The organism is Virgibacillus phasianinus (genome assembly GCF_002216775.1).
GTDB lineage: Bacteria > Bacillota > Bacilli > Bacillales > Amphibacillaceae > Virgibacillus_F > Virgibacillus_F phasianinus.
This window is the reverse complement of sequence record NZ_CP022315.1, coordinates 24708-42300: the sequence shown is the minus strand read 5'-3', so window position 1 is coordinate 42300 and position 17593 is coordinate 24708. Positions and strand designations below refer to the sequence as shown.

Annotated in this window: 17 protein-coding genes and 1 tRNA gene; 7 read left to right on the top strand and 11 right to left on the bottom strand. The window is 44.2% G+C overall.

The genetic code is table 11. The features are described 5' to 3' along the window. Positions 1-79 precede the first annotated feature (79 nt). From CFK37_RS00220 to CFK37_RS00190, 7 genes are all read right to left on the bottom strand, one after another. Entirely contained in the window at positions 80-769 is a 690-nt protein-coding gene (locus CFK37_RS00220; RefSeq protein WP_089060019.1) for a DUF421 domain-containing protein, read from the bottom strand. 295 nt (positions 770-1064) lie between these two features. After that, positions 1065-1487 carry a GNAT family N-acetyltransferase gene (locus CFK37_RS00215; RefSeq protein WP_089060018.1) on the bottom strand — a complete coding sequence of 141 codons (423 nt, stop codon included), beginning with the start codon at positions 1485-1487 and terminating at the stop codon, positions 1065-1067. Continuing rightward, on the bottom strand, positions 1484-2002 hold the full coding sequence (locus CFK37_RS00210) for a YjcG family protein (RefSeq protein WP_089060017.1): 519 nt from the start codon (positions 2000-2002) through the stop codon (positions 1484-1486). Before CFK37_RS00210 ends, CFK37_RS00215 begins: the two co-directional genes overlap by 4 nt. A 135-nt stretch (positions 2003-2137) precedes the next feature. After that, positions 2138-2860, bottom strand: coding sequence for an alpha/beta hydrolase (locus tag CFK37_RS00205; protein ID WP_089060016.1), 723 nt, complete (start codon positions 2858-2860; stop codon positions 2138-2140). Positions 2861-3296: 436 nt separating this feature from the next. Then, positions 3297-5114 carry an ABC transporter ATP-binding protein gene (locus CFK37_RS00200; protein WP_089060015.1) on the bottom strand — a complete coding sequence of 606 codons (1818 nt, stop codon included), beginning with the start codon at positions 5112-5114 and terminating at the stop codon, positions 3297-3299. Beyond that, complete coding sequence (locus CFK37_RS00195) at positions 5104-6834, bottom strand: ABC transporter ATP-binding protein (RefSeq protein WP_089060014.1); 1731 nt, start codon at positions 6832-6834, stop codon at positions 5104-5106. Before CFK37_RS00195 ends, CFK37_RS00200 begins: the two co-directional genes overlap by 11 nt. Positions 6835-7503: 669 nt before the next feature. Further along, a complete protein-coding gene (locus CFK37_RS00190; protein ID WP_089060013.1) occupies positions 7504-7779 on the bottom strand; it encodes a hypothetical protein in 276 nt (91 codons plus the stop codon). A 166-nt stretch (positions 7780-7945) separates the two neighbouring features. Here CFK37_RS00190 and CFK37_RS00185 point away from each other — a divergent pair, with 166 nt between their 5' ends. The 4 genes from CFK37_RS00185 to CFK37_RS00170 all read left to right on the top strand — a co-directional run bounded on the left by CFK37_RS00185 (position 7946) and on the right by CFK37_RS00170 (position 10277). Then, positions 7946-8443 (top strand): hypothetical protein, encoded by a 498-nt coding sequence (locus CFK37_RS00185; protein ID WP_089060012.1) that lies wholly within the window; start codon positions 7946-7948, stop codon positions 8441-8443. A gap of 54 nt (positions 8444-8497) precedes the next feature. Next, positions 8498-8570 (top strand) — tRNA-Val (locus tag CFK37_RS00180). A gap of 133 nt (positions 8571-8703) precedes the next feature. After that, positions 8704-9153, top strand: coding sequence for a nucleoside deaminase (locus CFK37_RS00175; protein WP_089060011.1), 450 nt, complete (start codon positions 8704-8706; stop codon positions 9151-9153). Positions 9154-9299: 146 nt separating this feature from the next. Continuing rightward, positions 9300-10277 (top strand): cation diffusion facilitator family transporter, encoded by a 978-nt coding sequence (locus CFK37_RS00170; RefSeq protein WP_089060010.1) that lies wholly within the window; start codon positions 9300-9302, stop codon positions 10275-10277. An 80-nt stretch (positions 10278-10357) separates the two neighbouring features. Here the strand turns inward: CFK37_RS00170 and CFK37_RS00165 are convergent, their stop codons facing one another. Further along, positions 10358-10663: a monooxygenase gene (locus CFK37_RS00165; protein WP_089060009.1), complete on the bottom strand. Its 306-nt coding sequence runs from the start codon at positions 10661-10663 to the stop codon at positions 10358-10360. Between the two features lie 254 nt (positions 10664-10917). Between CFK37_RS00165 and CFK37_RS00160 the strand changes: the two genes are divergently transcribed. Further along, entirely contained in the window at positions 10918-11775 is an 858-nt protein-coding gene (locus CFK37_RS00160; RefSeq protein ID WP_245837276.1) for a VOC family protein, read from the top strand. A gap of 59 nt (positions 11776-11834) precedes the next feature. Here the strand turns inward: CFK37_RS00160 and CFK37_RS00155 are convergent, their stop codons facing one another. Beyond that, on the bottom strand, positions 11835-12596 hold the full coding sequence (locus tag CFK37_RS00155; RefSeq protein ID WP_089060007.1) for an SDR family oxidoreductase: 762 nt from the start codon (positions 12594-12596) through the stop codon (positions 11835-11837). Between the two features lie 265 nt (positions 12597-12861). Between CFK37_RS00155 and CFK37_RS00150 the strand changes: the two genes are divergently transcribed. Then, positions 12862-14409: a catalase gene (locus tag CFK37_RS00150; protein ID WP_245837406.1), complete on the top strand. Its 1548-nt coding sequence runs from the start codon at positions 12862-12864 to the stop codon at positions 14407-14409. Between the two features lie 192 nt (positions 14410-14601). Here CFK37_RS00150 and CFK37_RS00145 read toward each other — a convergent pair whose 3' ends face one another. Then, complete coding sequence (locus CFK37_RS00145; RefSeq protein WP_089060005.1) at positions 14602-15750, bottom strand: ArgE/DapE family deacylase; 1149 nt, start codon at positions 15748-15750, stop codon at positions 14602-14604. Between the two features lie 133 nt (positions 15751-15883). Here CFK37_RS00145 and CFK37_RS00140 point away from each other — a divergent pair, with 133 nt between their 5' ends. Beyond that, entirely contained in the window at positions 15884-16483 is a 600-nt protein-coding gene (locus tag CFK37_RS00140; RefSeq protein ID WP_089063487.1) for a trimeric intracellular cation channel family protein, read from the top strand. A gap of 266 nt (positions 16484-16749) precedes the next feature. On the opposite strand, the gene CFK37_RS00135 is transcribed toward CFK37_RS00140, so the two are convergent. Continuing rightward, on the bottom strand, positions 16750-17484 hold the full coding sequence (locus CFK37_RS00135) for an alpha/beta hydrolase (RefSeq protein ID WP_089060004.1): 735 nt from the start codon (positions 17482-17484) through the stop codon (positions 16750-16752). Positions 17485-17593: the final 109 nt, after the last annotated feature.

Below are 17593 nucleotides of genomic sequence, written 5' to 3'. Positions count from 1 at the left end.
TCTATGTTTAACGATTAAGACCGATTCCATACGAATCTACACTTAAAAAGCCCGTTTATGCGCGGGCCTTTTACAAATCCTAACTTCTTCGCACGAATGGCAGTACAAATAGATCCTTGCCATCGGTCCATTCTGCGTAAAACACATCCTTGACCGAGTTGACTTCCTGCTTCTTCAATTCATCCTCGAGCCATTCTTCCGTATGGTTTGCCTCTTTTAAGTTATCCCAAATAACCTCACCATCGTTCACAAGTGTTAGCGATAGGCGGGCGGCTTCGGGTACCAGGTTTAAATCCCCACGGGTCGGCTGCTGATAGGTAGACTTTTTCATGACCGAAACGGTTCCATTTGTTTCCAGGATGGCATAAGCAACCTCTTGGATTGAAAACGCATCCTTGGCCCGAAGCATGTGTTGAAGCTGGTTGATATCGAGGTTATTCTTCTTCATTTCCTCACGAATGAGTTGCCCATGGCGGATGATGATCGAGGGCTGGCCTTCAAGCAATCCGCGTGTCCCCTTATATTTTTGAGTAATAGTTTCCGTAATAAATAACATTGTCCCCCATAAAAAAAGCGAGAAACCGATTTCCACTATGCCGATGTCCTTATCGAACAAGGCTCCGGCCACAAGCTCTCCAAGGATCAGGGCGGCTATAAAGTCAAATGGCGTTAGTTGCGTAATTTGTGTTTTTCCAAGTACTTTTACCAGCAAAAACAAGGCAATAAAGCCGAAGACTGAATCCAGAAAAATTGGCAGCAGATTTTCCATTTATGACAACCCCTTTTTACCACATATCTTTGTTTAGGTTATCCGAAATCGGTGGGACTATGTATGTTGGAGTTAATGTACGGTTTGTTGACTGTAAATAGGGGTGAGCGTTGCTGGTATTTGGTTTTGTTTGAACGGAGAGGAGTATTTAGCTGATGAGGGCATGTATTTTCCGGCGGTCGGATCGTATTCACCAACCAGTAGCTCTTATTTTTAAAAAGTTCGCGCATATCATCCACCTGCCGCGCAAAAAAGCCAGTCTGTGAACGCTGACGTTCAGGAGACTGGCTTGATATTATAATTCTTTTACCATCGCAACATGCGGAATCCCGGCATCCATGAACTCACCGGATACTGTTTCATATCCGAGGCGTTTGTAGAATTCCTCTGCATGAGTCTGGGCGTTGAGTTTGGCTTTCTTGTAGCCTTGTTTCTTAATTTCAGCTTCCATTTGCTGCATGATCATTTTCCCGTAGGACTTGCCGCGTTCATTCTTCAGTACACAGATACGTTCCAGCTTTCCAGAGGAATCAGCGAAGCGAAGCCGGCTCGCAGCAACAGGTCTTTCATCGATATAGCCGATAAAATGAATGGCATGCTCATCGTATTCGTCAAGTTCCTCTTCAGGAGGGACTTGCTGCTCCTCGACAAAGACGACGGTACGAACATGGTAAGCTTGTTCTAATTCCTGTTTTGTTTCAACAATCTTCGTGTTCACTCTGCATCTTTCCCGAATATAAATGATTCATAAACGGTCCATGATCCGTTTTCAAGCTGATACAGCAATTGGAAACGATCAATTTTGTCTTCTAATTGCATATCTTTCATTGTCAAGCTGCCATATACATCTGCATATTCCTGATCAGACAGTTTTTGGGCGATCGTAATATGTGGTACAAAGTTAAATTCTTTATTAACAGGGAAGTTACCTGATTGTAATTTTTCATATAGGTTAACCAGCTCCTGCGATGCTTCCACTTTCATATAAATCGTGTTTGTTACAGGTGCAAAAGTGCTTACTTTATTAATGTTGATAGCTAGTGGCTCGGTATTATTTGCGATTGCTCTCAGCTCTGGAATTAGTTGATGAATCTCATCATCACTTGCTTCAAAAGCTTCCTTCACTGTGATGTGCGGTGGAATTAATGCGTAATGTGGGTCGTAACGCTTTCTGTATGAGTTTGCTTTATCCTGGACAGGCTTTGATGGGAAAATTACAATACCGTATTTCATGGTTTAACCTCCTAGTTATATTTTACTATTGCATGTAATTACTACAATGATGTATTAGCTTCATATATGGTTTACTCTTTATTATAACAAAAAGTCAACGAAATTTGGAGAAAATTTGTTACATTTTTCTATCAATTAATTGAACATGGATGTCAATGCGCGTTTCAGGTCTTTTTGCCAGGCCTTCCAGGTGTGTTCACCATCAAGTTCATGGTAAAGATAGCTTGCTCCTTTTTCCTCCAGTAGTTCATGTAGTTCGCGGTTAGGGGCAAGGAAGTCCTGCTTTTTGCCATCGGTTGTGTCTACCTCAGTCTCTTTCGTTCCTATTGTATGGTAGATATCAATCGAGTGAAGATCCTTCGCATGACGGACCGCATCCATAACCTTGTTATCGACATATGGCGACTGCATAATAACCTTGCCAAATGTATGCGGGTAGCGGAGCGCCGTCATTAATGCCAATGTGCCTGCCAGCGAATCGCCCATAAGTGCGCGTGAGTGACCCATATGGTAAGTAGGGAGCATATCGTCGAGCAGCGGTGTCACTTCATAAACCAGGAACTTGATGTAGGCGTCCTGTTTCTCACCGCTTGGATGATACTTGGTCCGGCGGTCAAATTTATCGTTATAATGAATCCCAACAAAAACGGTATTCTCGATTTCTTCCTGAGCGTGCAGGCGGTCGCTTAGTGTAGCGGCGCGGCCAAGCTGATAATAATCATTTCCATCCTGCATAATACAAATATGATACTTATAAAGCGGGGAGAATGATTCCGGCTGGTATATCTTAAGTGTCATTACTTCCTTTAAATATGTGCTGTCAATTTCTTTCTCGATCATCGTTCCTTTTCTTCCCAAAACTGGTACACCTCGTTTACTGATTTCAGCGTGGCTTATGCCTGAAAAATTGTCGAATCACTGATGTTTCCTAGGTTTCTTATACTTTAGGAAAGTATAAATCTTTATCGGTATAAAGTATAAAAAAATCTAAGACTTTCGCCATAAGTCTTGGCGACAAGCCAAGATTTTCTAAAAAGATCAGAAAGTATAAACCAAAATATGTCTAGCTCAAGCGTCCGGTTCTAAACGGGCGCTTGCGCTTTTCTGTCTAGCTCCAGCGCCCAGAAGCTGCCGTCATAAGCAATGGACACTATGAACGCGAAACCCATGCGTTCTGCGGTCTCTTGCTTATGCGTCCGCTTCTAAACGGGCGCTTGCGCTTTTCTTAAACTAGTTCAAGTATATCTTATCATGGAGGGCGCGAATTTTCTATAAACGGCGACTTGGGAAATTGTTAAACTTCTGTTAACTGCCCCTGGAAAAGGTGATAATAATGTCCTTTTTTCTTAATCAGTTCACGGTGACTGCCTTTTTCCATAATCCTTCCGTGCTCCAGCATGATAATCTTGTCTGCTTCCTGAATCGTATTTAACCGGTGTGCAATCACGAAGCTTGTCCGGCCATGCATCAGCCGTTTCAAGGCGTCTTGAATGGTAACCTCGGTGATCGTATCAATATTGCTAGTTGCTTCATCTAAAATTAAAATCGCCGGGTCGGCCAATAATGCCCTGGCAATCGTCAGTAATTGCTGCTGTCCCTGGCTGATGCCACTGCCATCCTGATCAAGCACGGTGCGATAGCCATTTGACATCCGGGTGATAAAGGTATGGGCATTAGCATTTTTCGCAGCTTCAATCACTTCCTCGTCCGTTGCATTCAGGCGCCCGTAGCGGATATTTTCCATGATTGTACCTTTAAAGAGGAAGGAATCCTGCAAAACGAATCCCATATGCTGGCGCAAACTGGACCGCTTAATATCTTTAATATCGACATTATCCAAGGCAATTTTACCTGCGTCATAATTATAAAAGCGGGCGATTAAGTTGATAATCGTCGTTTTTCCTGCACCGGTGTGGCCAACAAAGGCAATGGTTTCACCCGGATTCGCTTCAAACGTGATGTGGTTCAGGATCGGCGTGTCCTCGTAGGCGAATGATACATCGTCAAATGTCACATGGCCAGTAGTTTCTGGCAACATTTCTGCCGATTCCTCGTCCGTTTCCTCCTGCTTTTCGTCCATGACATTAAACACACGCTCCGCACCGGCGATGGCGGACAGCAAAACATTAAACTGGTTAGACAGCTCGTTCAATGGCCGGGTGAACTGCCGGGCGTATTCGGTGAAAATAACGATGACACCGACCGTGATAATTCCTTTCACGGCAAACAAACCACCAACGAGTGCAATCAAGCCAAAGCTAAGGAAGTTCAGCATATTCATGATTTTTGGAATGAATCCGGAGATTGTCATCGCCCAAAAACCGGTATGACGCAGTTTTTTATTTCGTTCTTTAAATTCACCAATCACACGGTTCTCTTGCGAAAATGTTTTGACGACATGCTGCCCGGACACAGTTTCTTCCACATAGCCATTCAACTCACCTAAATCGCGCTGGCGCATTTTGAACAGTGGACCGGTCCGCTTGGTAATCCATTTCATGCCTAAATACATGAGCGGAACCACCGTCATGGTCACAAGCGTGAGCAGGGGACTTAGCATGAGCATCACAACAAGTGTGCCAACCAGGGTTAGGACACTTGAAAAAATTTGAATTACCGATTGGTTCAGCGTGTTGTTAATATTATCGATATCATTGGTGACCCGGCTCATCAATTCTCCATGCTGCCGTTTGTCGAAATAGGAGATCGGCAGCCGGTGGAATTGGGTAAACAAATTTTCGCGCAAGGTGTACACCGTGTTTTGTGCAATCCCGACCATCCAGTAATTTTGCAGAAAGATGGAGAGCGAATGGAAGAGATAGATGACGACCAGCCACACGAGCAGCATGGCAAGTCCTGTGCCTTCCTGCGTTACGATGTAATCATCAATCGCCATCCCGATTAGGTAGGGACCGAGTAAGGCGAGACCAGAACTCGCCACCGTAGCCAGGATCACGAGACTTAACATCATTTTTTCACGTGCTAAATAGGACCAAATCCGTTTGATTGTCCCCGCCGCATTGCGGGCTTTCTTCTCTTTCCGGCGCTCCTCAAGGGTTTTCAGTGGAATCCGCTCGTGTTGAAAAGGTTCTTTAAGCTGGTTAATTGGCATGCAAATACTCCTTTCCAAACTGGGATTCCACAATTTTGCGGTAAAGTGTTGAGTCTTCAAGTAATTCCTGATGAGTGCCATTGGCCAGGATCCTGCCATCATCCATCAATAGAATCCGGTCCGCATCCATTGCGGTTGTGACTTTCTGGGTGATCATCAGGTTCGTGCAATCGTATGGCTCAATCGCAGCGAGCAGCCTGGACTCGGTTGCCACGTCAAGCGCACTTGTGCAATCATCCAGCATGAGGATTTTCGGACGGCGGATTAATGCCCGGGCAATTGAGAGGCGCTGTTTTTGTCCGCCAGACAGGTTGACCCCCTTTTGACCGACCTTTGTGTCGTAGTCCTCTGCTAATTCCATAATCGTCTCGTGAATCTGCGCATCTTTTGCCGCCTGGATCACTTCCTCTTTCGTTGCATCATCTTTCCCCCAGGCAATATTGTCAAAAACAGAACCGGTGAACAGCAGCGGATTCTGTGGCACATAGCCGATCGCCCGTCGCAGATGATCGAGTGTATAGGAAGTAATCGGCTGGTCATCAATCGCAATCGTACCGCGATTCACATCGTATAACCGGGGCAACAGCTGAAATAACGTCGTTTTGCCAGCACCTGTCGCCCCGATAATTGCAACAGATTCTCTTGCTTTCACAGAAAATGTTATATCTTGAAGCACATTCTTGTCCTGTTTATAATAGGCAAAATCCACATGCTGAACATCAATTTTTCCGTCATGAACGACGGCGTCAGCATCTGCGTCTTCTGACTCATGCAAATCAACCTTCACATCCAGCACGTCACCAAGCCTTGTTGCAGAGGCTTTGGCACGAGAAAACGCCATGGTAATAAACGTCAGCATCGAAATCGCCATCGCAACACGCAGGGCGTAGTTCACAATGGCAACAATGTCACCGACAGATGATTCACCACCTGCAACCCGCTGATGGCCAAACCAGAGAATCGAAATCAGGCTCAGGTTCATGACAAACAGGAGAATCGGCATCGATGCCTCGACGAAGCGGAAGGTGTAACGCGTTTCCGCAGCCAGATCTTCATTCGCCTTCATGAAGCGGTTTTCCTCATGACTTCGGCGCAAAAATGCCTTGATCAGACGCATCCCAGCGAGATTTTCCTGCATAACCTGGTTCACATGATCGACTCGCTGCTGCACATTGCGGAACAGTCGGCTCGCCCGCTTCAACACCCAAAAGATAAAGGCAACGAGAAGCGGAACGGTAATTAAAAAGATCAGGGCAAGCTTGGCATTGACAATAAATGCCATCACCACACCACCAAGAATCAGCAGCGGTGCCTTGACCATAACACGCAGTCCCATATGGATCGTGTTCTGCAGCTGCCGCACATCATTGGTAAACCGCGTCATCAGTACAGATGTCGGATACTGATTCAAATTCCGAAATGAAAATTCCTGCACCTTTTCAAACAGGCGCTCACGAATATCATAGCCAAACCCATAACTCGTGTGCGACGCATAAAACGAGTTAATAACCCCAGCAAATAACGCCAAAAACGCAAGGCCAATCATAATACTGCCCCACATCACAATGTTTCCAATATCCTGATTCACAACCCCCTGATTAATCATCAACCCCAGGAAAAACGGGAGAAGCAGCTCAGTCGCAAGCTCAATCATCGTTAACGAATACGCCACCACAATCGGCAGCTTATACGGCCTCAAAAAAGAAAATACACGCTTCACAATATACCTCCAAGCGGGACAGAGAATTGCCTCCGGGCCGAAACTTTACCGGGACGGAGGGACAGGTCCCTTGACCCGCGTTCACTTTTATTAGTTAGATTTTTAAAATTATAATGGTAGAGCTTCATTCAATGCGATAAATCTTTAAACATAGAGTGATTCTATTATAATGGGAAAATTGGAATTTATCTATGAAGGAGGGTTGGGCTGAGGCGACTGGGGTGCCGACCGAAAAGTTTGAGTTTGGCTGATAAATTGAAGAATGGCCGATGTATCTCGAATTCAGCTGATATATTCGGAATTTGGCCGTTAAATTGAAAATACGGCTGATATATTTAAAATTTGGCTGATATATCGTGAATTTGGCCGAAATACCTGATTTATGGCCGATATATTCCACGCTGTAAGCACTGTAAACAGACTTAGAAATCAAAACGCTCTTCGCTTTCCATATATGCCAAGCTCAAGCCATATCAAAATTTAATATCTGCCAATTCAGATTTCATTTTTATGATCCATTTCAATTGTGGAACATTTGAGGAAGTATCATTAAAATAAAGCGGCATGTAATACCAAACTGGTAAAACTGCGTTGCGTAGAGATCTCAATGCAAGGACAAATTAGTATTTCACAAGATTTTTAAAGTTGAAGAAAACACAGCGATTGCTGCTACCCCCGCAGCCGATTAATCTGTCGCTGCATCTCTTTCATTTTCTTTTTCATCTGCTCGGTCTCCCGAAGCATTTGATTCATTTGCTGATTCATTCCTTGTCCCCGATGATTGTCAGATTGTTGCTGATTTGCTTGTTCCTGTCTTGTCTGTTGCCATTCAAGTGTTGCACCATACGTGGCTATAAGGCTGCCAAACGTACTTATAATTAATCCAATATATTGCAGTGTATCCGAATATTCGCTGTCGATGATAGTATCAGGATCTTCGGGCACAGTACCCCTCTTTTCTTCACGGTGATTTCAATGCAAATTGTAAATGTACGATAGTGTATTCGACCATGTTGCCAGCCGTACCTTTTTATCTCGATTTTGGAAAATTGAAACTTTCGACGTGGTATTATCGTACACTAAATTAAAGGCCGAAAAGGCGGTGTTTACGATGAAAAAAATTATGATTAGCGTGTTTTTCATTATTGTGCTTGCTCTTATCATAGTTCCATTCACCAATTTAACCCTCCCGGATCCGGTAGCCGTAACGGTCACTACTGAAGCTGGAGAGACTGAAATTCCGGTTGAGGTTGGAAGATACTGTGCTGAGGGATTTATTACAGGACATTGTACGTTTCCTGATAAAAACAAAGGAGAATTGTCATCCAAGGCAGTAGACGTGGCCCCAGGTTCAACCATCACATTTGAATTTGCTTTAAAACCCGATGATTTTCAATTAATTCGTGAAGACGCGAATGGAAACGAGGAAAGCAGAAGAAGTTATATGGACGACGAAAAAAGAGAAATAGAAGTACCTAAACAAAGCGGCATCCACACCTATTCAATTGAAGGAGAATGGGGCGAAAGAAACAGATCGGCGCATTACACATTTTCAATCAGGGTTGGGGACGAAGGTGGGGTCGGAGGGACCTGTCCCCGTTGTCCCTAAATAATGCTTGCAAGGTGGGGGTGGGCAGGATATAATAGAGGGGTCTTGTTTTACGATTCCGTAGCTCAGCTGGGAGAGCGCTTGCTTGACAGGCAAGAGGTCGTTGGTTCGAGCCCAATCGGAGTCATACCTATAATACGATGACACTATTCGAATAAAGATAGTGTCATTTTTTTTACAAAAAAATATCATTCATTTGGCGTGTCACTCCTAATCCCATAGAATGAGAGGTAAATAAACCGAAAAGTGGAGGTCTTACAATGGATAAATTTATGGAACGCGCAGTGAACCTGGCGCTAGAAAATGTTCGCGATGGGGGACAACCGTTTGGCGCGGTATTAGTGAAGGATAATGACGTATTTACGGAGGGTGTAAATGAGCTGCACCGGACGTACGATGTCAGTGGACATGCGGAATTACTGGCCATCCGTTGTGCACAGGAACAATTGCAAACGAACGATTTGTCTGGGTATACCATGTATGCAAGCGGGGAGCCGTGTCCGATGTGTTTGACTGCCATGTATTTTGCTGGAATTGAAAGAGTTTACTATTGTGCTTCAGTAGAGGATGCCGTTGCAGCGGGATTGGGGAAATCGAAAATGATCTATGAAGATTTACAAAAAGTGAAAGAAGACCGCACGCTTTCGATGGTGAAAATGCCATTAAAGGAAGGTATGGAAAACCCGATGGAACTGTGGAAAGAGCGGTAGAAATCCGAAAACGTACTCATTGACTTTTGATAAAAATCCTATCACAACCAGCACAGACTGATATCCAACTCAAAAGAGTAAAATAACCACGAATAGCACAATCTAATAATGGATGAAATTTCATGTAACAGTGAAAGGAGTAAACCATGAAAGAACTGTTCGTGCTGTTAAAAAAAGGAAGCATGTCTGCCTTATGGGCCAGTATCATGAACGCGGTCATTGCAATTATAAAAGCTATCACTTTTTTCGTGACAGGTAATGTGGCGATGTTTGCCGAGTTGATGCACAGTATTGGGGATGCGGCAAACCAACTTTTTGTATTTGTTGGATCTGCTCTGAGTAAAAAGGCACCTACCGACCGTTTCCCGGGAGGATTTGCGCGGCTGGTTAATTTGGTGTTACTTGGTTCGGTATTAGTTGTCGGTGTATTGGCATTTGAAACAATCAAAGAAGGGATTCATCATATAACTGCTCCACCTGAATCCGGTTCGTGGTTTTGGTTGAACATAGCCGTTCTTGGAGTCGCAGCGATACTGGAGTCTGTCGTCTGGTTTAAGGCAATGAAGGAAATAACTGGGGATATGGGAGATGAAACCATCACGGGGTTCAAAATTGTGACGGAAAGCTTCAAAAATTTAGGAGACGCGAAACCAGCCACAAAGCTCGTATTTTTGGAAGATATGGTGGCTGCAAGCGGTGCCGTAATCGCCATTCTAGCCATCGTGATTGGCACCTACACCCCGTTTCATTCCGCCGAGGGGTATGCATCGGTCATTATTGGTCTTATGTTGTTCTATGTTGTAGGCCGAATTTTTCTTGATAACGCGGCAGGTGTCTTAGGGGTTTCCGATGAGGACATGGAGAAAAAGATTGGCGAGTTCGTATTTGGCGAACCACAGATAAAAGATATACGAGATCTTATGGTTATCAAAGAAGGGGAAGAATTGCACGTTGAATTAAAAATAGAACTTGATCCAGGCATGACAATCGCGGAGGCTGATGATATCCGCGATGGTATTGAGAAAAAGATTTTAAATGAAAAAGGCGTAACAGAGGTAATCATTGAGTTTGATGAGGATGATCAGGTTCAAAACTGGAAAAGTCCAGGGAAAGAAAACGGATGATTATAGCGGAATGCCCCGATAACTATATCACAATAATAAGAAGCCGAAAAACCCGCCACAAAGGTTTTTCGGCTTTTTTCTTATTTTACTGGACCATTGTTGATCTCCGTAAGTTTAGAATTGATGGCCAGGATTTTTGCGTTAACCCCTGTTATTCCAAATTTAGCCAACCTATTGGTATGCATATTCAAATATTTCTCCGCTGTTTCTTTTGATTCAAACAGATAAACCCCTCCAGCTTCGTTTGTATCAGGGGATTCTGTCCATATTTTCCAGATAAGTCCTTCTTCTTCGTTTATACTCTTAGCTAAATCAGCGAATACCTCGGCCATTTCATCACCGAATGGGCCCTGCATGGTAAAGTCAATCTGTAATATGTGTGTCATCTTCATCATCCTCTTGCGTGAAATTGATTCTTTAAAATAGTTTCGCCTACTGGAATTGTATTCCCACTTGTAACTATCATAGTTACTATTGAAATGATTGACAATTTTTTTGAATCAAAATCAATGATGTAAACGGTGGATCGACACGTTTCTTCACCTAGGAGAAAAATATATTGACACAAGTGGATAATTAAATTAAACTTACTTACGAAAAGTAACTCATTTTTGATATGGAAAATAGTTAAGGAGTGAAAATGATGGAACAGAAATTTTTTCGTGAACCGAGTACATTTGTCGGTCATGTTGAATTAAACATAACGAATCTTGCAAGTTCGCTTGAATTCTATCAGGAAGTAATCGGCTTGCAAATACTGGAGCAATCAGAAAGAAGGGCCGTGCTTACCGCTGATGGGAAGACGGGTCTGATATCACTTGTCCAGCCAGAACAGGCGGCCCCGAAACAAGCAAATACAACGGGATTGTATCATTATGCAATCCTGCTTCCTAACCGGGTTGATCTGGCAAAAGTAATTCAGCATTTCAGCGAGCTCAACATTCGGATTGGCGCATCCGATCATCTTGTCAGCGAGGCTCTCTATCTAAATGACCCGGATGGCAATGGGATCGAAATTTATGTGGACCGGCCATCTTCTACCTGGACCTGGAAGAACAGTGAGGTGGCAATGACTGTCGATCCACTGGATATAAAGGATATAATGGGGGATCTTGGAAACGAAAGCTGGGAAGGACTGCCAGCAGGAACCGTAATCGGGCATATCCACCTGCATGTTTCCGAATTGAAAAATACAGAAGAATTTTATCGAGAGGGGCTCGGCTTTGATGTAGTCAATCGGTTCGGCGCACAGGCACTCTTTATCTCAACTGGTGGCTATCATCACCATATCGGGTTGAACACATGGGCTGGAGCTGGTGCACCTGCACCAGCTGAAAATAGTGCTGGCCTGGCATTCTTTGCACTAACGCTTCCAAGTGAAGGCGCTAGGGAAAAGGTAATCGATCGGCTGCAAGGACTTGGTTATGATGTCGAAAGGGATGATGAAGTTTTTATGACAAAAGATCCTTCCGGTAACCGGATTAAATTACAGGTTTAATATACTAAAAACCTCCGCGAGCTGCATCAGGCGGAGGTTTTTTACATAGCAAAAAATGATTAAAACGCTGCGGTCCAGCCACCATCGGCTGTTACGACCGTCCCATTGACGAAGCTTGAGTCATCAGACGCTAAGAATAATGCGACCTTGGCAATTTCTTCGGCTTGACCAGTACGTGGAATGACGCTTTGCGCAACCTGTGCGCGGCTCATGCCGAATTCATTGACATCGGTGATGGAGGAGCCGATATTTGTTTCAACAGCGCCCGGGGCAATGGCATTACAGCGGATGCCTTTCTGAGCGTACATGAATCCGGTATTTTTGGTCAGGCCAACGACCGCATGTTTGGAAGCGCCGTAGATAGCTCCCGCATGGGCACCATTGAGTCCGCCAGTTGAAGCGGTGTTGATGATGACGCCACTTTCTTTTTCCAAAAAGATCGGAATTGCTTTGCGCATTGCCCGCATAACGCCTTTCGTATTAATATCGAAAATGAAATCCCATTTTTCATCGGGAATATCCCCAACCGGTTCGAAACCATCCATGACACCGGCATTGTTTACTAGGATATCCAATGTTCCATATTCCTGCACGGCTGTATCAATCATCCGGTCGACGTCTTCTTGCTTGACGACATTCACTTGTACCGCCTTAGCTACGCCGCCATCATTGACGATTCCTTCCGCCACAGCCTCTGCACCTTCTCGGTTAAGGTCACAGGCAATTACCTTTGCGCCTTCTTTCGCATACAATTCGGCAATTGCTTTTCCCATTCCTGAAGCTGCACCTGTTACGACGGCTACCTTATCTGTTAATTTCACTTCATTTCCCTCCTTAAAAGTAAAAAAACTCCTTAGTTAAATTATAGTGGTTGAGGAGAGGAAGTACAAAAGGTTGGCCGAATATGAACGGGTATTTAGTGAAGACTAATGCTGACACTAATACTTAGAATAAGAGGTGGACAAAGTGAACGAAAAACATAAGCGAGATTCTAAAGGGCAAAAAGAATCCGAAAACGGGACTTCCGTTAACGGTGCAGGGGGTCCGGCCGATCAACGGACAGCTGAAGGGGAGGATAGTAAGACACTGACAACTCGCCAAGGCCATCCCGTGAAGTATAATCAAAATATCCGAACGGTGGGAAATCGCGGTCCTGCCACGCTTGAGAACTATCATTTTATTGAAAAAATCTCGCATTTTGACCGGGAGCGGGTACCGGAGCGTGTCGTCCATGCTCGAGGTGCAGGGGCGCATGGATATTTTGAAACCTATGGAAAAGTAGGCGATGATCCGATTTCAAAGTATACTCGGGCAAAAGTTTTTCAGGAGGCGGGCAAGCAAACGCCGGTTTTTGTGCGTTTTTCGACGGTCAACCACGGGAAGCATTCTCCCGAAACATTGCGTGATCCCCGTGGATTCGCGGTTAAGTTCTATACAGAGGATGGAAACTGGGACCTGGTGGGGAACAACCTCAAGATATTCTTTATCCGTGATGCGATGAAGTTTCCTGATGTTGTTCACGCCTTCATTCCGGATCCGGTCACCAATATTCAGGATACCCAGCGAATCTTTGACTTTTGCTGCAATTCCCCTGAATCGCTGCATATGATTACGTTTCTATTCTCGCCATGGGGGATACCAGCCAACTATCGGGAAATGCAGGGATCGGGTGTTAACACGTATAAGTGGGTCAACGAGGAAGGGAAAGCCGTTCTTATTAAATACCACTGGGAGCCAAAGCAAGGCATTAAAAACCTCAAGCAGGAAGACGCCGAGAAAATTCAGGCGAAAAATTTCAATCATGCAACACAGGATTTGTATGAAGCAATTGAACGCGGCGATTACCCGGAATGGGAATTGTTTGTTCAGATTCTAAGCGATGATGACCATCCTGAGCTGGATTTCGATCCACTGGATGACACGAAAATCTGGCCGAAAGATCAAATTCCGTGGCAACCGGTCGGGCGCATGGTGTTGAACAAAAATCCGGAAAACTATTTTGCAGAGGTTGAACAAGCAGCCTTTGGTACAGGGGTTCTAGTGGATGGATTGGATTTTTCCGATGATAAGATGCTGCAAGGGCGGACTTTCTCCTATTCAGATACCCAGCGTTACCGAATTGGCGCAAATTATTTACAGCTGCCTATCAATGCGGCTAAAAAACGGGCGGCAACCAACCTGCGTGATGGGCAAATGGCCTATTATGTTGACCAATCACCCGAGCGGAATCCGCATGTCAATTATGAACCGTCATCTCTAAACGGACTTGAAGAAACAACAAGATCCAGAAAAGACTACACGCCGAAAGTGGAAGGCGAACTTGTCCATGAAAGTATCGACCGGACCAATGACTTCAAGCAAGCCGGGGAAACGTACCGCGCGTTTGATGATGTTGAACGAGATGAGCTGATCAATAATCTTGTCAACGGACTGTCTTCATGTGAAAAGGTTATCCAGGATAAAATGATTGAGCTGTGCACCAAGGCGGATGAGAATTACGGCCGCAGGGTGGGTGAAGGACTGAAAAATCACCCGAATCAACAGAAAGGGGAGCACGGGCCAGCTGGTGCAACAGGTACAAGTGAAGCAGTTGATGAAGCGGGACAAACTGGGCATGGCAGTGACTCTTATTAGTGCAGGGTGCACATGCAAGGGGCCTGCATGCCAGATCCCTGTTTACAAAAAAATGGTTATCGTTTTTTGTATACTTTTTGTAGGGTAGGCAAGTTTGACAGAACCCGGGCGAGGGAAGGTCTGTAAGAATATCACTTTTTTCTACACCCCAATAATAAAGCGCTTTTTCCCAGGTGGAAAAAGCGCTTAACATTATGTTAAAAATTTCTTGGCAATTTCCTGATAAAGATTAATACTGTCCAAATATTTATCCACTTCAACGTACTCATCAGGTTGATGGGCGGTGGATGTTTCCCCGGGCCCTAAGACAACGATCGGAAAGTCTTTCTTTGCGTGGATAAATTGGGAACCGTCAGAGTATGCTGTTATGCCTCCCAGTTCTGCTGATCCATCAGCTTTTACGACATTTTGTACGAGCTTCACAAAGGGATCCTCACTGGAAGTTTTGACAGGTGACTGATCGTTCAGTGTGCGAATTTCAGCTTTAAGTTCCGGATATTTTTTCTTAACCTTCTCAATTACCTGTTCAATCTGCTCAATGATTTGCTTGTGATCCTGTGAGGGAACGGTCCGGATATCGATATTGGTAAAGCATTGGTCGGGGACGATATTTGTATTAGAGCCGCCTTTAATGACATCGATGCTGTAGGTTGGGCTGCCTAACAGCTCATCCTCTTCATATTTTAATTCAAATTCCTCTCCCAAAATCTCATGGATAATTTCATTCATATGAATAATCGCATTCACACCCACATCGGGCATTGAGCCATGGGCGGTTTTGCCGTACGTAATGATTTGTGGCCAAAGTGCACCCTTATGGGCAATTTTAATTTTATTTTGGGTGGGCTCCGCGATAATCAGGGCATCTAATGATTCGGCATACCCTCTTTCCGTTAACTGGCGGGAACCAACTGCTCCTGCTTCTTCACCAACTGTGGCCAGAAGGGTTACTTCTCCTTTTATCGGAAGACCTTCTTCCTTTAACGCAACCATAGCCAGTGCGCAGGCAACAAGGCCACTTTTCATGTCACATGCCCCGCGGCCATAAATTTTTCCATCCTCTTCTTCAGCACCAAAAGGGTCGTGCTCCCATTCGTTCTCACCGGTAGGAACGACATCCATATGCCCGGTAAGTCCAAGAACGGGGCCGTCTTCTTCGCCTTTTAAATGGGCGATTAAATTAGCCCGGTTCTCGTCGTATTCAACAAGCTCCGTCTCGATGCCATGTTCATCAAATAGGGTTTTTAACTTGTTAGCGACTTCCGTTTCATTTCCGGGAGGGTTAACACTTTTGATTTGAATGATCTCTTTTAAAAATGATTTAGCTTGTTCCTGATCCATATTATCACCTCTGTTGTTTTAGTCTACCCCTCTTATTTTCAGGTTAATCGGAAAATTAATCCATGCAGCCGGCAACGTTTGGATAAATGAATGGTGCGGAATTATACTAAAATAGAAAGGAAGAGAAGCGTTGGTGACATGGGATGTTCTGAATATTATCGGCACCATTGCCTTTGCAATCAGCGGTGCCATTGTTGCGATGAGAGAGGATTATGATATATTAGGTGTCCAAGTGTTAGGATTTACGACGGCATTTGGGGGCAGTACGATTCGTAATTTGTTAATTGGTATACCGATTGAAAACATTTGGCAGCAGGGTGATTTATTCATTGTTGTCTTCTTGACAATCATCGTTATATTTATACTGCCGAATCAGTGGCTGCAATATTGGGATAAATGGGGCTTTCTGTTTGATGCGATGGGGTTAGCTTCATTTGCAATGCAAGGGGCTCTTAGCGCAGTTCAAATTGGTGCACCGTTAAGTGCAGTGCTCGTTGCGGCAACTCTGACAGGTTCTGGCGGGGGAATGATCCGGGATGTTTTTGCAGGGAGGAAACCAATGATTTTTCGTGAAGAAATTTATGCTCTGTGGGCGACATTGGGCGGATTGATGATTGGTCTTGGCTTTATTCAGGGGCCTTGGTCTACAGGTGCTCTTTTTGTTGCGATTGTTATATTGCGGATGTTGTCGGTGCATTTTAAATGGAGGTTACCCCAGCATTCAGTGTCGTGATAAAATTCCACACTTTTTTCTTCAATTTTTGGTGGGACATAGGGACAGGTCCCTTGTCCCACAGATCAGCTGAATGGTGTTATGGGTCATAGGGTACGGAATCAAGCAAGCGAAACTACCCCTGTTATTTTAAGGACATTTGCAAATTCCGGCTTTTCGCCAAGAGCTAATTGCGTAATCTTTAGGTTTATTAAACTTTATACTGGATAATGACTTATCCCTGTTTAAAGTGCAGCAATAGGGACGTAGGGACAGGGGACCTGTCCCTACGTCCCTTCTAAAAAGTCATGGATGTCGGTGTGTAATTGGTTTTTCTCTGGTCCTCGGGTGATGATATGGGAGGATTGTTCGTACCATTTTATAGATTTTTTGGTAGATGAAATTTTGTTATATAGGATGTCTGGGCTTTCCAGATTTGCACGATGGTCTTGTCTTGCCTGGATAATAAGTGCAGGGCACTCAATAGCAGGAAGCCTGTTGTTTACATCTTCAATCACATGCTGGACATCTAGTAAAATAGTATCGGAAGACTTGTGTATAGACGTTAATTCGTTCTGGATTTGCTGATCAGATTTCTTTTCCATCTTCTTGTAATTTACTGCGTACCTTGTAATATGGTCGCTAAGCGTTTCTAGGCTCTTTTTCTTTATCGGTGCACACATTGATACAATTCCATTGACAGGCAGCATGCTGCCAAGTTTTAATGCGTAGAGAGCCCCTAGGGAGAGGCCGACAACCGCAATTTCCTCAATTTGAAGCTTTTTTAAATAGTTGTATCCATCCACAACGTCCTGCCACCATTCTGCTGACCGTGAAGTTAGTAGTTCTTCTGGCGATGTTCCATGACCAGCGTATAGAGGCGCATAACAGGTATAGCCGTGTTTATTTAAATAGTTGCCAAGGGCCCGCACATCTTTTGTATTTCCTGTAAAACCATGTAATAAAAGAACCCCTCTTTTTCCACCTTTATATAAAAAAGGTTTATCTGGGACAATCCGCATCTGACTTCACCTTCCAAAGGAATAAACTTAATCGTATAAAATTATCATACGTATAATCCTGATGAATGTCTATTGCAGAAATGGTGCAATTTGTTCATAGAAGGGTAAA

Excerpts from the sequence above, each read along its gene's own strand:
- CFK37_RS00170 (WP_089060010.1), top strand. The coding sequence starts at position 9,300 with ATGAAAGAACTGTTCGTGCTGTTAAAAAAAGGAAGCATGTCTGCCTTA.
- CFK37_RS00210 (WP_089060017.1), bottom strand. The coding sequence starts at position 2,002 with ATGAAATACGGTATTGTAATTTTCCCATCAAAGCCTGTCCAGGATAAA.
- CFK37_RS00185 (WP_089060012.1), top strand. The coding sequence starts at position 7,946 with ATGAAAAAAATTATGATTAGCGTGTTTTTCATTATTGTGCTTGCTCTT.
- CFK37_RS00160 (WP_245837276.1), top strand. The coding sequence starts at position 10,918 with ATGATGGAACAGAAATTTTTTCGTGAACCGAGTACATTTGTCGGTCAT.
- CFK37_RS00175 (WP_089060011.1), top strand. The coding sequence starts at position 8,704 with ATGGATAAATTTATGGAACGCGCAGTGAACCTGGCGCTAGAAAATGTT.
- CFK37_RS00135 (WP_089060004.1), bottom strand. The coding sequence starts at position 17,484 with ATGCGGATTGTCCCAGATAAACCTTTTTTATATAAAGGTGGAAAAAGA.
- CFK37_RS00220 (WP_089060019.1), bottom strand. The coding sequence starts at position 769 with ATGGAAAATCTGCTGCCAATTTTTCTGGATTCAGTCTTCGGCTTTATT.
- CFK37_RS00165 (WP_089060009.1), bottom strand. The coding sequence starts at position 10,663 with ATGACACACATATTACAGATTGACTTTACCATGCAGGGCCCATTCGGT.
- CFK37_RS00145 (WP_089060005.1), bottom strand. The coding sequence starts at position 15,750 with ATGGATCAGGAACAAGCTAAATCATTTTTAAAAGAGATCATTCAAATC.
- CFK37_RS00200 (WP_089060015.1), bottom strand. The coding sequence starts at position 5,114 with ATGCCAATTAACCAGCTTAAAGAACCTTTTCAACACGAGCGGATTCCA.